13 protein-coding genes are annotated in these 14241 nt (G+C 71.0%); 7 read left to right on the forward strand and 6 right to left on the reverse strand.

What is annotated here, in order from left to right:
- Positions 1–8: 8 nt before the first annotated feature.
- From P1K31_RS04350 to P1K31_RS04360, 3 genes are all read right to left on the reverse strand, one after another.
- Complete coding sequence (locus P1K31_RS04350) at positions 9–245, reverse strand: UPF0058 family protein (protein ID WP_276305057.1); 237 nt, start codon at positions 243–245, stop codon at positions 9–11.
- A gap of 169 nt (positions 246–414) precedes the next feature.
- Entirely contained in the window at positions 415–597 is a 183-nt protein-coding gene (locus P1K31_RS04355) for a DUF7836 family putative zinc-binding protein (protein ID WP_276305058.1), read from the reverse strand.
- Between the two features lie 42 nt (positions 598–639).
- A complete protein-coding gene (locus P1K31_RS04360; RefSeq protein WP_276305059.1) occupies positions 640–1614 on the reverse strand; it encodes a transcription initiation factor IIB in 975 nt (324 codons plus the stop codon).
- 296 nt (positions 1615–1910) lie between these two features.
- Between P1K31_RS04360 and P1K31_RS04365 the strand changes: the two genes are divergently transcribed.
- The gene (locus P1K31_RS04365) at positions 1911–3431 is read left to right on the forward strand and encodes a sodium:solute symporter family transporter (RefSeq protein ID WP_379801543.1); all 1521 of its coding nucleotides are present in this window, start codon (positions 1911–1913) and stop codon (positions 3429–3431) included.
- A gap of 234 nt (positions 3432–3665) precedes the next feature.
- On the opposite strand, the gene P1K31_RS04370 is transcribed toward P1K31_RS04365, so the two are convergent.
- Positions 3666–3950, reverse strand: coding sequence for a DUF357 domain-containing protein (locus P1K31_RS04370; protein WP_276305061.1), 285 nt, complete (start codon positions 3948–3950; stop codon positions 3666–3668).
- Positions 3951–3996: 46 nt separating this feature from the next.
- Positions 3997–5097 (reverse strand): aminotransferase class V-fold PLP-dependent enzyme, encoded by a 1101-nt coding sequence (locus P1K31_RS04375; protein WP_276305062.1) that lies wholly within the window; start codon positions 5095–5097, stop codon positions 3997–3999.
- Positions 5098–5268: 171 nt separating this feature from the next.
- Here P1K31_RS04375 and P1K31_RS04380 point away from each other — a divergent pair, with 171 nt between their 5' ends.
- Positions 5269–6315 (forward strand): NAD(P)/FAD-dependent oxidoreductase, encoded by a 1047-nt coding sequence (locus tag P1K31_RS04380; RefSeq protein ID WP_276305063.1) that lies wholly within the window; start codon positions 5269–5271, stop codon positions 6313–6315.
- A 135-nt stretch (positions 6316–6450) separates the two neighbouring features.
- Positions 6451–6741, forward strand: a complete 291-nt coding sequence (locus P1K31_RS04385; RefSeq protein WP_276305064.1) for a DUF7545 family protein — start codon at positions 6451–6453, stop codon at positions 6739–6741.
- A gap of 20 nt (positions 6742–6761) precedes the next feature.
- Here the strand turns inward: P1K31_RS04385 and P1K31_RS04390 are convergent, their stop codons facing one another.
- On the reverse strand, positions 6762–7418 hold the full coding sequence (locus tag P1K31_RS04390; protein ID WP_276305065.1) for a 2,5-diamino-6-(ribosylamino)-4(3H)-pyrimidinone 5'-phosphate reductase: 657 nt from the start codon (positions 7416–7418) through the stop codon (positions 6762–6764).
- Positions 7419–7504: 86 nt separating this feature from the next.
- Between P1K31_RS04390 and P1K31_RS04395 the strand changes: the two genes are divergently transcribed.
- The 4 genes from P1K31_RS04395 to P1K31_RS04410 all read left to right on the forward strand — a co-directional run bounded on the left by P1K31_RS04395 (position 7505) and on the right by P1K31_RS04410 (position 14126).
- Positions 7505–8773 (forward strand): Single-stranded DNA binding protein, encoded by a 1269-nt coding sequence (locus P1K31_RS04395; RefSeq protein ID WP_276305066.1) that lies wholly within the window; start codon positions 7505–7507, stop codon positions 8771–8773.
- A complete protein-coding gene (locus P1K31_RS04400) occupies positions 8770–10371 on the forward strand; it encodes an RPA family protein (RefSeq protein ID WP_276305067.1) in 1602 nt (533 codons plus the stop codon). Before P1K31_RS04395 ends, P1K31_RS04400 begins: the two co-directional genes overlap by 4 nt.
- Before the next feature lie 2 nt (positions 10372–10373).
- Positions 10374–11126, forward strand: coding sequence for a metallophosphoesterase (locus P1K31_RS04405; RefSeq protein WP_276305068.1), 753 nt, complete (start codon positions 10374–10376; stop codon positions 11124–11126).
- 150 nt (positions 11127–11276) lie between these two features.
- Positions 11277–14126, forward strand: a complete 2850-nt coding sequence (locus tag P1K31_RS04410; protein ID WP_276305069.1) for a DEAD/DEAH box helicase — start codon at positions 11277–11279, stop codon at positions 14124–14126.
- The last annotated feature ends 115 nt before the right edge of the window (positions 14127–14241 follow it).

A 14241-nucleotide genomic window follows, 5' to 3' on the forward strand; every position in this document is an offset into this window, starting at 1 on the left:
TTGAGAACTCAGTCGGCGGCTGCCGAAACAGGCTGCTCGTCGACCGTCTCCAGTTCGGACGTGACCCCGGTGGCGAGCGCGAAAACAGCCCGCTTGTGTTCCGTCTTCGATTTGTGTATAGATGTCGGACGGACACCGAGTTCGTCGTACATCTCGTGTTCTATGTCGTTGCTAGTCTGCTGCTGGTAGTAGTCGCGTACCTGTGCGAGCAGGCCATGAAGGTGAATGAGCTCCTGCTTCTTCATGCTCAGCACTCGATAACGACTGGGGGCATATAGTATTACCCTGAGTACCGTTAGCACATTCCTGTCGGAGAAGGCGTGAGACGGCCGGTTAACGCAACCTCCGGTTAACCGAAAATACGGGGGTTAATCGAGGGTTACTCAGCGGTTAATCGGCTCGAAAGGGCGACTATCAGCCGAGTTGCTTCAGCGTCTCGAGGTCGCGCTCGGTGCGCGTGAACTCGGCCATCCGACGCGTGGCGTGACAGTTCGGGCAGTGAAAGGAGTCCTTGTGCGCCGGGAGGTCGCGGGGGGCTGCTTCCCACTGTTTGCCGCACTCGGGGCAGAGCAACCGAACGTACGTTTCGGTCGGCATGCCACGAAGTGGGCCGGCCGTCCACAAAAAGCTTGACCCGCGTCAGAGAGCCGCAGTGACTTCGCTCGCCTCGAGGAGTTCCTTGTACCGGTTGCGGATGGTGACCTCGGAGATGTTGGCGACCTCCGAGACCTGGCTCTGGGTGACCTTCTCGTTCGAGAGCAGCGCCGCCGCGTAGATCGCCGCCGCCGCGAGCCCCACCGGGGACTTACCGCTCAGCAGCCCGGTGTCGCGGGCGTTGCGCAGCAGTTCGCGGGCGCGGCGTTCGACCTCGTCGGAGAGGTCGAGGTCGCTGGCGAAGCGCGGGACGTAGCTCTCCGGGTCCGCCGGCTTGATCTCCAGGTTCAACTGGCGGATGATGTACCGATACGTCCGGGTGAGCTCCATCTTGTCGATGCGCGATACCATCGTCACCTCGTCGAGGCTGCGGGGGGTGCCGGCCTGGCGCGCCGCCGCGTAGAGCGCGGCGGTGGCGACGCCCTCGATCGAGCGGCCGGGCAGCAGGTCCTCGTTGAGCGCGCGGCGGTAGATGACGCTGGCGGTCTCGCGCACGTTCTCGGGGAGGCCGAGCGCGCTGGCCATGCGGTCGATCTCGCCGAGCGCCTGTTTCAGGTTGCGCTCCTTGGAGTCGCGGGTGCGAAAGCGCTCGTTCCACGTGCGCAACCGCTGCATCTTCGCGCGCTGGCGCGAGGACAGGGCCTTCCCGTAGGCGTCCTTGTCCTGCCAGCCGATGTTGGTCGACAGCCCCTTGTCGTGCATCATCGTGGTGGTGGGTGCGCCGACGCGGGACTTCCGGTCGCGCTCGGCGGAGTCGAAGGCGCGCCACTCGGGGCCGCGGTCGATGCTGTCCTCCTCGACGACGAGGCCGCAGTCCGTGCACACCGTCTCGCCGTGCTCGGTATCGGTCACGAGTCGGCCGCCGCACTCGGGGCAAGTCGTCTCCGACTCGACCTCCTCGGTCTCGGCTTCCGCCTCGGATACCTCTCCGTTGTAGGTTCGGATTGTCGTATCTGTCATGGTGGTTATGGGGGATTCAGGTCGCTGCGGGGGGAGAGAAGAGGGAGACTCCCCGCAGGGGCTCTTCACCCTCAGTTAGGGAGCAAAGTATTTAAACGTTCCGAATTTCTGATCTCGAAAAACGTCAGACGGAGGCAGGGTGACTCGTACAGTCGCTCGGTCAGCAGTTGGAAATCGGCCGGGAGTTAGTTTATTAGATTTTCGCTATTCTCGACGGGTGCGCGCGCGTCGTCACGCCTTTGTATAACTAGTTAGTACCACTCGATAATGACACGGACACTGGGTGGTGAGCGGCGGTGGTGAGCGCCGGGGTCGCGCTCGCGGTCACGTTCGTCGTCGTCGCGCTGACGGCCGCGGCGGGGATCGCCGCGTCGCGCCGCGGGATCGAGGGCGTCGAGGACTTCATCTCGGCGCGGAACACGGTCGGAGGTGGATCGCTAACGGCGACCATCGTCGCCTCCAGCATGGGGGCGTGGATACTGTTCTCCCCCGCGGAGGCGGGGGCGGCCTTCGGCGGGCTCTCCGCCGTCGTTGGGTACGCCCTCGGGAGCGCGGTCCCGCTCGCCGCGTACTCCGTCCTCGGCCCGCGGATCCGCCGCCTCATCCCGGAGGGACACAGCCTCACCGAGTACGCCTACGTCCGCTACGGGCCGACGATGTACGCGTTCGTACTCGTCATCAGCGTCGCGTACATGTTCACCTTCCTCGCGGCGGAGCTGACCGGCATCGCCGGCGGCCTCGAGGTCGTCGCCGGCGTCCCGGCGTGGCAGACGGCGGTCGTCGTCGGCGGGGCGGTCCTGCTCTACACCGCCTACGGCGGCCTCAAGGCGAGTATCTTCACGGACGCGGTGCAGACGCTCGTCATCCTCCCGCTGCTCGCGGTGGGTTTCGGCGCGGCGCTCCTCTCGCTCGGCGGCACCGACGAGATCCACTCGCAGGTGGTCGCCGCCGACCCGTCGCTGCTCGACCCGGGCTTCGCCGCGGGGATCGAGTTCGGCGCGTACGTGATCGTCGCCATCCTCGCCGCGGAGATGTTGAACCAGGCGTGGTGGCAGCGCATCTACGCGGCCGACGACGACGGGACGCTCCGCCGATCGTTCCTCCTCGCGGCGGTCGCGGTGGTCCCGATGGTGTTCGTCGCCGGGCTGTTCGGCCTCGTCGCCCGGGGGCAGGGCGTCGGGACCGACCGCGCGAGCGTGGCGTTCTTCGTCGTCGTTCGCGACGCGTTCGCCGAGCCGATCGTCCTCGCGGTGGTCGTCCTCGCCGTGCTCCTCGTGACGAGCAGCGCCGACACGCTGTTCAACGCCATCGCGAGCGTCGTCACGGCCGACCTGCCGAGGCTCGTCGACGCCGGGGACCGGACGCTCACGCTCGCCGCGCGGCTGCTCACCGTCGTCGTCGCGCTCGCGGGCGTCTTCGTCGCCGCCCAGGGGTACAGCGTCCTGACGGTGTTCTTCGTCGCCGACCTGCTCGCGACGGCCACGTTCGTCCCCCTGCTCGCGGGGCTGTACTCCCGACGGCTCACCGGCCTCGGGGCGTTCGTAGCCAGCGCGGTCGGCCTCGCCGTCGGCGGGATGCTCTTCCCGCTCACGCCCGCGCCGCTCCAGGTACTCCCCCTCGAAGCGTCGTTCTTCAACGCGTTCATCGGCGCTGCGGCCGTCTCTGGCGGACTGACGGCGCTCGCCGCGCTCGCCTCCGGGACGCGCTTCGACCTCGGCCGCCTCGACCGCGAGATCACCCGCCTCGACGAGTCGGACCCGGTCGCCGACGGCGGACAGGCGGGCGAGGGAGCGCGCGAACGCGGAGGCCAGCGATGATCCTCTCGCCGCTCGCGTTCGCCGCGCTCGCCTGGGGGTCGATCGCGCTCGTCCTCGCCGTCTTCGCCTACGAGGTGTACGAACTGGCGCGAGAGTGGGGATGGGCGTGAGGAGCGGGCTTCGAACGGGGGCTCATAGGGAGTATCGTAGCCAGCCGGAAACACAGCGGGTCTCGACCGGGTACGGTGTTCGAGCCTCTCGGAGAGAATCGATGAACGCCTACGATACTCCCTCTCAGACGGTGAACAGGTGTCCCTCGTCGGGTACGTCGAACAGTCCGACGCGCGCGCCGGCGTCCAGCCACCCGTGGCCGTACGAGAACGACGCGAGGGCGTTCACGAGGTCGCCGCGCTCGCGGAAGTGCCGCCCGTCGTCGAGGTAGGACCGCGCCATCTCGCGGTACTCCGCGGCGGCGTCGGCCAGCGGCGACCCCTCGGGGACGGCGACGGTGGCGGCGTCGAGCGCCTCGGCCAGCAATCGCTCGTAGCGGTCCGTCTTCTCCTCCAGGTCGGCGGCCATGTCCCGAGGGGCGGCGCGGAGACGGAAATCGGTAGCGGAAGTCACCTCAGAGCGCGTCGAGCAGCGCCTCCACGTCCGATTCGGCGTTGAAGACGTGCAGCGACGCCCGGACCGCGTCAGGGTGGGGGAGCGACCGGACGACGATTCCCTCGGCCGCGAGGCGCTCGACCGTCGCCTCCGGGTCGTCAGCCTCGAACGTGACCAGCCCGGACTCGGGCTCGGCGGGGCCGAGGTGCCGGTCGCCGAGGCCGTCTATCAGCCGCTCCGCGAGTCCCGCGACGTGCGACTCGATCGCGTCGAACCCCACCGACTCGATCAGGTCCATCGCCGCTCGCAGGCCGACGTAGGGCGCGGGATTGGTCGTCCCGACCTCCAGGCGCGCCGCGCCCGGCTTGAGCGTCGGCTCGTCGGCGTCCGGCTCCTCGACGCTCCGGTACCCGACCGTCGCGGGCTGGAGGTCGCCGATCACGTCCTCGCGGACGTGGAGGAAGCCCGCGCCCCACGGCCCGAGCAGCCACTTGTGTCCCGCCGCGGCCGCGAAGTCCGCGCCCCACTCGTGTACGTCCACGCGGGTCTGACCGGGCGACTGCACGGCGTCGACGAGCACCAGCGCGCCGGCGTCGCGGGCGACGTCCACGAGGTCGCCGACGGGCAGGCGCGTCCCGTAGTTCCACGTTATGGAGTTAAAACAGACGAGGCGGGCGTCCTCGACGGCCTCCGCGTAGGCGTCACGGTCGACGCGCCCGCCCTCGGTTTCGAGCACGCGCGTCTCGACGCCGCGGCGCTCGAGGTTCCACCACGGGAGGACGCCGGCGGAGTGTTCGAGGTCGGTGCGGACGACGACGTCCCCGGGTCGCCAGTCGACGCTCGCGGCGATCCGGCTGATGCCGTCCGCGGTGCTCGACGCGAGGGCGATCTCGGCGGGGTACGCGCCGAGGAAGTCGGCGACGCGCTCCCGCGTCTCCTCGAAGGTGTCGAAGGCGGCCGGGTACGCCCCCTCGCCGGTCGGCGCGTCGGCCTCGTGGTACCGGACGTAGTCGGTCGTCGCCTCGATCACCGGCTCGGGGCAGGGGCCGGACGCCCCCGTGTTCAGGTAGACGCCGTCCTCGAGTGCGGGGATCGACGCGCGGAGGTCCTCGGGAGTCACGGCCGCACCTGGCGCGGCCGTCGGCGTCAAGCTTCCGTTCGCTCCCCCCTGCTCGCAATCTCGCTCGCCCCCGGTCGCGTGCTCTCGCTCGCCAACGGTCGACGGGCGCGAGTGTGCGCCCGCCGTACTCGTGCGCAAGCTACAAAGCCCGTTCGGGGTGTAGGGTGGGACATGACCGACGCCTCCCACCGCCGGCTCGTCGTCGCCGGATCGGGTATCGCGGGCCTCAGCGCCGCCATCTACGCGGCGCGGGCGAACAACGATCCGCTCGTCCTCGAGGGACGCGAGCCCGGCGGCCAGCTGACGCTCACGACGGACGTGGCCAACTACCCCGGCTTCCCCGAGGGCATCAGCGGCCCGGAACTCGTCCAGAACATGCGCCAGCAGGCAGAGCGCTTCGGCACGGAGATCGAGCACGGCGTCGTCGAGCGCGTCGAGCGCGAGGAGGGGGGTCCCTTCCGGGTCGACCTCACGAACGGCGACGTCTACACCGCCGACGCGTTCATCGCCGCCTCGGGCGCGAGCGCGCGCACGCTCGGCGTCCCCGGCGAGGACCTGCTGATGGGCTACGGCGTCTCGACGTGCGCGACGTGCGACGGCGCGTTCTTCCGCGGCGAGGACATGCTCGTCGTCGGCGGGGGCGACGCCGCGATGGAGGAGGCCAACTTCCTCACGAAGTTCGCCGACACGGTCTACGTCGCCCACCGCCGCGAGGAGTTCCGCGCGGAGGACTACTGGATCGACCGCACGATGGAGCAGGTCGAGGAGGGGAACGTCGAGCTTCTGCTCAACACCGAGGTGCGCGAGATCCACGGCAGCCGGGAGGAAGGCGTCTCGCACGTCACCCTCGTTCGGAACCCCGAGGGCCACCCCGCGGAGAAGCTCGACGACCCCGACACGGAGCAGTTCGACTTCGACGTCGGGGCCGTCTTCCTCGCGATCGGCCACACGCCCAACACCGACTACCTGACCGACGCAGGCGTCGAACTCGACGATGAGGGCTACCTCCTCACGAAGGGCGGCCGCGGTGGCGGTCAGACGGCCACCGCCGTCCCCGGGATCTTCGGCGCGGGCGACGTGGTGGACTTCCACTACCAGCAGGCGGCCACCGCGGGCGGCCTGGGCGTGATGGCAGCGCTCGACGCCGACGACTACCTCGACGAACTCGACCGCGCCGAGCGACCGGCCGAAGCTGCGGCGGCCGAGTCGGACGACTGACGGACCGCTCGCCGCTGAACTCCGATCGCCGACCCCGTCCACTCGGCGATCGTCAGTCCGCGTACCCCGGCGTAACCGTGCGAGCGGCGCGTCCTGACCCAGCAGAGGTTTACGTTCGCACCGTCAAGCGGATCCATGACGACGAAAGACGACACGGTTCTGGTCACCATCGAATCGCCCGACGGCGAGGACGACGTGACGCTCCCCTCGCACCTGCTCGACCTCCTCGCCGAGGACGGCCAGAGCGCCGCCGAGGTCGTCGGCGACCTCGCGCTCATGTCCTGCGCCCAGCGAATCCACGCGACCGTCGCGCACGGCCAGGGCGAGACCGACGAGCGCCTGCAGGCCATCGAGGGCACCACGATGGACCTCTTCGAGGAGCGCTTCGGGATGTCCTTCGGCGAGGCGACGGGCCACCAGCACTAGTTCTCCGCGCCGTCGGGGGATCACTCCGCGAGGCTCCAGCGGAGCACCGCACCGCCGTCGAGGAGTTCCACGTCGTCGAGTTCGAGGCGGGGGAAGTCGTCGACGAACCCCTCGCCGTCGGCGAGCGTCGGTGCGTCCCGGCCGCCGATCAGGAGGGGGCCGACGAACACCGACAGTTCGTCCACGAGGCCCGCCTCGACCAGCGAGAAGATCAGTTCGCCGCCCCCCTCGACCAGGAGGTCGGCGACGCCGTCGTCGGAGAGCGCGCCGAGCGCCGCGGCGAGGTCCACGCGCCCCTCCCCGGCGACGACGAGTCCCGCTCCCGCCCCGACGAGCGCCCTGCGGCGGTCCGCGGGGGCGGCCTCGCTCGCGAGGACGTAGGTCGGCGCGTCGCCCCGGAGGATCTCCGCGTCGGGGGGCGTCCGCGCCCGGGAGTCGGCCACGACGCGGGCGGGGACGCCCGACTTCCCGACCCGTTGGCGGTGCTTGCGATCGAACCGAACGAGCGAGGGATCGTCCGCGAGGACGGTGCCGACGCCGACCATCACGGCGTCGGCCGCCGCCCGCAGGCGGTCCACGCGGGCGAAGTCGTCGTCGCCGCTGATGCGCACCTGCTCGCGCCGTCGGGTCGACAGCTTCCCGTCGGCGCTCATCGCGGCGTTGACGAGGACGTGCATGGAGTGAGTGTACCGCCGAGGGGTATCGGAATTTCGGATCGCGATCGTGCGAACGCTTTTAGTACAGACCGGGTAATGCTCTCCCGATGGACATCGACGACCGTGCCGAGGCACTCGCCTCCGACCTCGGCGCAGACAACGAGGAGGTCAAAGCAGACCTGCAGAACCTCCTGGAGTACGACGTACCGATCGACGAGGCCGTCCAGAGCCTCCGCCGGAAGTACGGCGGAGGGGGCGGCGGGGCGGCCCCCGCCGCCAGGTCGATCGGCGACGTCACGACCGAGGACGCGAGCGTGACCGTCACCGCCCGCGTCCTCACCGTCGGCAAGCGGACCATCCGCTACCAGGGCGACGACTACACCATCTTCGAGGGCGAACTCGCCGACGAGAGCGGGAGGATCTCCTACACCGCCTGGACCGACTTCGGCCTCGAACCGGGCGCGACGATCACCGCCGGGAACGCGGGCGTCCGCGAGTGGGAGGGCGAACCGGAGCTCAACCTCGGCGAGAGCACCGACGTCACGTTCGAGGACGAGACGCTCTCGGTCCCCTACGAGATCGGCGGCGACGCGTCGCTCGCGGACCTCGATCCCGGCGACCGCGGCGTCAACGTCGAGGCCGTCGTCCTCGAAGTGGAGTCGCGCACCATCGACGGACGGGACGGCCCGACGGACATCCTGAGCGGCGTGCTGGCCGACGAGACCGCCCGCCTGCCGTTCACCGACTGGAACCCGCACCCCGACGTCGCCGAGGGCGCGTCGCTCCGGCTCGAGAACTGCTACGTCCGCGAGTTCCGCGGCGTCCCCTCGGTCAACCTCTCGGAGTTCACGACGGTGACGCCGCTCGACCGGGCGGTCGAGGTGAGCGACGCGGCCCCGCGCAGGGCCGTCGGGGAGGCGGTCGCCGAGGGCGGCGCGTTCGACGTCGAACTCGTCGGCAACCTGCTCGACGTGCGCGACGGCTCGGGGCTCATCCAGCGCTGCCCGGAGTGCAACCGCGTCATCCAGAACGGCCAGTGTCGCAGCCACGGCGAGGTCGACGGCGTGGACGACCTGCGCGTGAAGGCCATCCTCGACGACGGGACGGGCACCGTGACCGCCGTCCTCGACCGCGACCTCACCGAGGAGGTCTACGGCGGGACGCTCGCGGACGCCCTCGAGCACGCCCGCGACGCGATGGACAAGGAGGTCGTCGCCGACGACATCGCGGAGCGCGTCGTCGGCAAGGAGTACCGCGTCCGCGGGGTGCTCTCCGTGGACGAGTACGGCGCGAACCTCGACGCGAGCGAGTTCGACCTCGTCGAGGAGGACCCCGGCGAACGCGCTCGGGCGCTCCTGACGGAGGTGAGCGCGTGAGCTCCGCGCCCGGCCGCCGGGAGGTCGCCCACCGCCTGTTCGCCGCCGAGTTCAACGACGCGGAGTACTCCTACTCCGAGAGCGACGAGGAGCGCGCGCCGAACTACGTCGTTACGCCGACGGGCGCGCGGGTCAACCGACTGTTCGCCGCGGGCGTCGTCACCGAGGTGACGCAGGCGGGCGAGAACGTCCTCCGGGCGCGGGTCGTGGACCCGACGGGCGCGTTCGTCGTCTACGCCGGGCAGTACCAGCCCGAGGCGATGGCGTTTCTCGACCGCGTCGAACCGCCCGCGTTCGTCGCCGTGACCGGCAAGGCCCGCACCTTCCAGCCGGAGGACTCCGAGGTCGTCTACACCTCCGTGCGCCCGGAGAGCATGAGCGAGATCGACGCCGACACGCGCGACCGCTGGACGGTCAACGCCGCGGAGCGGACGCTCGAACGCGTCGCCACCGTCGCGGCGGCGCTCGACTCCGGGCTGAGCGGGTCGGGGCTGCGCGAGGCGCTCTCCGAGGCCGGCGTGGACGCGAGCCTCGCCGCCGGCATCCCGATCGCGATGGAGCAGTACGGCACCACACGGGGCTACCTCGCGGCGCTACAGGACCTCGCGCTCGACGCCGCGCGCCTCGTCGCCGACGAGGTGGACGAGGTGGGCGACCTCGCCGTCGCGCCCGACGAGGGCGGCGACGAACCGTTCGCGCCCGCCGTCGACGTGGCTCTCGACCTCGACGCGGAAGCGGTCGCACCGGGCACGATGGCGACCAGCACCGACGTGGCGGAGATGGAGCGGACAGCGGAGACCGAGTCGGCGTCGGAGGCCGACCCCGAGCCCGAGACGACGGAGCGGACGGCGGCGGACGCGGACGCCGAGTCCGAGGCGGCGGCCGAGGAGCGGGAGGCCGAACCCGAGCCGGAACCCGAATCCGCGGAGGCCGAATCGGCGTCCGCCGCCCCCAAACCGACCGCCGACTCCGAGCCCGCCGCCGAGCCGGAAGACGCCGCGGAGGACGCGGCCGCCGAGGGTGAACCGACCGCGGAGGACGAACTCGGCGACTTCGACCCGGGCGAGTTCGATCCGGACGACTTCGAGCTCGACGAGGAGACCCGCCAGGAGGTCGAGGAGGAGTTCGGCACGGAGTTCTCGAGCGGCGGCGATGTCGAACCGGCGGGTGAGGCCGACATCGAACCCGAGACGCCCGCCGCCGAACCCGAGGGCGCGTCCGAGGCGGAACCGGAGCCCGAGCCGGAACCCGCATCCGAGGCCGAGGCGGAGACCACCGCCGAGGGGGAACCCGATCTCGACTCCGACCGCGAACTCGCGGCGGAGGTGGGCGACGAACCCGCCGAGGAGCCCGAGCCCGCGGGGAGATCCGACGAGCCAGCAGGGGACGAACCGGCCGAGGAGTTCGACCTCGAGGAGGTCCTGCTGGCGACGATGCGCGAGCTGGACGACGGCGACGGCGCGCCGCGCGAGGAGCTGATCGGGCGGGTGGCCGACGCCACCGGCGCGGGCGAGGACGAAATCGAGGACGCGATACAGGACGCGCTGATGAGCGGCCAGTGCTACGAGCCGAGTGACGACCGCCTCAAGCCCATCTAGCGGTGTTCGAGCCGGTCCCGGGGGAGCCGGCGGCCGTCGCGACGCTCGACGGGGACCGCGCGCTCGTCGTCGCCGACTACCACGCCGGCCTCGAGGTCGCGCTCCGGTACGACGGCGTCGAGTTGCGCAGCCGCGCCGAGGAGCGACGCGAGGCGGTGCTCGACCTGCTCTCGCGCACCGACGCGGAGCGCGCCGTCTTCCTCGGCGACCTCGGGAACGCCATCGGCGCGCCCGGCCGCGAGGAGCGCCGCGAGCTGGAGCGCCTGCTGTCGGCGGTCGTGGCGCGCGTACCCGTCACCGTGGTGCGGGGGAACCACGACGGCGGCCTCGAGGACGTGATCGATGCGATCGACGCCGCCCACTCCGTCGAGACGACCCCGAGCTGCGGCGCGCGGTTCGGGCGGGTCGGCCTCGTCCACGGCCACACGTGGCCCGGCCCGGACGTGCTCCGGGCGGACGTGGTCGCGATGGGTCACGAGCACCCGATGGTCCGCCTGGAGGACGAGGTGGGCGGCAGCCGCGCCGAGCGCGCGTGGCTCCGCGGCCGCCTGAACCCCGCGCCGTTCGAGGCGTTTCACGGGTCGGTGGAGATCGACGGCGAACTCGTCGTCTGCCCGGCGTTCAACGACCTGCTCGGCGGGACGTGGACGAACGCCGGCCAGGGCTTCCTCGCGCCGTTCCTCCCGGAAGGGATGGACGGCGCGCAGGCGTATCTGCTCGACGGGACGCGGCTGGGGGAGTACACGCGGGTGTGACGGTGGTCCGTCCGAACCGGTGCGCCGAGGCGACAGGCCGCGGCGTACGGGAGCGCCCGAACGTGTCGACGCCCGGACCGCGTCCCGCGAACGACCGTGCCAACCGCGAACACGCAGGCCTTAATCGGCCGAAGATCCTACCGAAACCGAATGAGTGAGCGCGAGGTGGCGGCGGGGATGGACGCGTTCACGCACCTCGGCGACCGGGTGCGGGCGGCGCTGTCGGAGCGGGGGTTCGAGACGCCCACGGAGCCCCAGCGCCGGGCGATCCCCGCCCTGGTCGCCGGGCGCAACGCGCTCGTCATCGCGCCGACCGGGACGGGGAAGACCGAGACGGCGATGCTGCCGGTGCTCGACGCCGTCGTGCGGCGGAAGGCCGACGAATCGACGGGCGTCCACGGCGTCTCGGCGCTCTACGTCACGCCGCTGCGGGCGCTGAACCGCGACATGCGCGAGCGCCTGGAGTGGTGGGGCGAGGAGCTGGACCTCGACATCGACGTCCGCCACGGCGACACCTCGCGGTACCGCCGCACGCAGCAGGCGAACGATCCGCCCGACGTGCTCGTGACGACGCCCGAGACGCTCCAGGCGATGCTCACGGGCGAGAAGCTCCGGCGGGCGCTCGCGGACGTGCGCCACGTCGTCGTCGACGAGGTGCACGAGCTGGCGAGTTCGAAGCGCGGCGCGCAGTTGACCGTCGGGCTGGAGCGGCTGTACGAACTCGCCGGGGACTTCCAGCGCGTCGGCCTCTCGGCGACGGTGGGGGACCCGGAGGAGGTCGGGAAGTTCCTCACGGGCGACCGGGGATGCGCCGTCGTGGAGGTCGACGTTGGAAGCGAGCTCGACCTGCACGTGCTCACGCCCGAGGTCACGCCGGAGGACGAGCGCCTCGCCGGGCGGCTGATGACCGACCCCGACGTCGCGAGCCACGTCCGGGCGATCCGGGACGTGATCGAGGAAAACGAGTCGACGCTCGTGTTCGTCAACACCCGACAGACGGCGGAGGCGCTCGGCTCGCGGTTCAAGGAGCTCGACGTCAACATCGGCATCCACCACGGCTCGCTCTCGAAGGAGGCCCGGATCGAGGTGGAGGACGACTTCAAGGCGGGGGGGATCGACGCGCTCCTCTGCACGTCGTCGATGGAGCTCGGCATCGACGTGGGGCGCATCGACCACGTGGTGCAGTACTCCAGTCCGCGGCAGGTCTCGCGCCTGCTCCAGCGCGTGGGGCGGGCGGGCCACCGCCGGGACGTGGTCTCCTCGGGGACGGTCGTCACGACGCGCCCGGACGACACGTTCGAGGCGCTGGTCATCGCGGACCGGGCGCGACGCGGCGCGGTCGAACCCGCCAACATCCACCACGGCAGCCTCGACACGGTCGCGAACCAGATCGCCGGCCTGCTGATGGACTTCGGCGAGATCGACGCGGTGCGGGCGTACGAGATCGTCACCCGCGCCTACCCGTTTCGCGACCTCGAACCGGAGGCGTTCCGCGAGGTGGTGCGCGAACTCTCCGGGAACCGTATCCTCTGGCTCGACGAGGCGGCCGACCGGCTGGAGAAGTCGAGCGGGACGTGGCAGTACGTCTACGCCAACCTCTCGATGATCCCCGACGAGTCCACCTACCGCGTGTACGACATGGCCGCCGGGCGGGGGGTGGGGACGCTCGACGAGCGCTTCGTCGTCAACTTCGCCACGCCTGGGGAGGTGTTCATCCAGCGCGGCGAGATGTGGCGCATCACGGAGGTCGACGAGGAGGACGAGGAGGTGAAGGTGACGCCCGTCGGCGATCCCGCCGGCGAGGTGCCCTCCTGGACCGGCCAGGAGATCCCCGTCCCGTTCGCGGTGGCCCAGGAGGTAGCCGACCTCCGGGCGTGGGCGCGCGAGCGGTTCGACGTGGGCGAGTCGCGCGCTGCGGTCGCCCGCTGGCTCGGCGAGCGGTACCCCACGGACGAGCACACGGCGGGCGAGGCCCTGAAACAGGTCGAGGCCCACGAGGCGGCGGTGCCCGCGGCGGACCGCGTCGTCGTCGAGTTCTTCGGCCGCGAGGTCGTGGTCAACGCGGCCTTCGGCCACCGCACGAACGAGACGCTCGGGCGGCTCGTCTCGGCGCTGCTCGGCCAGCGCACCGGGTCGTCGGTGGCGATGGACGTCGATCCCTACCGGATCGAACTCGAGGTGCCCCGCGGCGTGACGGGCTACGACGTGGTCGAGGTGCTCGAGGGGACCGACCCGGACCACGTGCGGACGCTCATCGAACTGTCACTCAAGAACGCCGACGCGCTGAAGTTCAAGCTCGCGCAGGTCGCGGCGAAGTTCGGCGCGCTCAAACGCTGGCGCGGGGGGACGAACGGCTTCGGGCGCTCGCGCCTGCTCGAGGCGCTCCGCGACACGCCGATCTACGACGAGGCCGTCCGGGAGGTGCTCCACGAGGACCTCGACGTGCCGACCGCGAGCACCGTCCTGGGCCGGATCCGCTCGGCCGAGGTCGCCGTCGAGGCGATCAACGAGCGCACGTCGATCGGGCGCGGCGGCCGCTCGTCAGGCCGGGAGCTCCTCGCCCCCGAGAACGCCGACGCGAGCGTCGTCGAGACGGTGCGCGAGCGCATTCAGGAGGACCGCGTTCTCCTGCTCTGCGTCCACTGCAGGGAGTGGACGCGCACCCAGCAGGTGAGGCGCGTCCCCGAACAGCCCGAGTGCCCGCGCTGCGGGTCGACGCGGATCGCCGCGCTCAACCCGTGGGCCGACGAGGTGGTGACGGCCGTCCGGGCGACCGAGAAGGACGAGGAGCAGGAGAGGCAGACCCGGCGCGCCTACCGCGCGGCCGGCCTCGTCCAGAGCCACGGCAAGCGGGCGGTGATCGCGCTGGCGGCCCGCGGCGTCGGCCCGCACAACGCCGCCCGCATCATCTCGAAGCTCCGCGAGAACGAGGACGACTTCTACCGCGACATCCTCGCCCAGGAGCGCCAGTACGCACGGACGAAGTCGTTCTGGGATTGAGCTTACAGCGACATTTGCGAAACGAGTCGTGTACTCCGTCAGTTCGAGTAGACGTAGGACGTGGGCGTTACGGCGGTCGACCCGAGGATCAGTTCTCGAAAGCCCTCGCGCTCTC

The organism is Halomarina halobia (assembly GCF_029338575.1).
Taxonomy (GTDB): Archaea; Halobacteriota; Halobacteria; order Halobacteriales; family Haloarculaceae; genus Halomarina; species Halomarina halobia.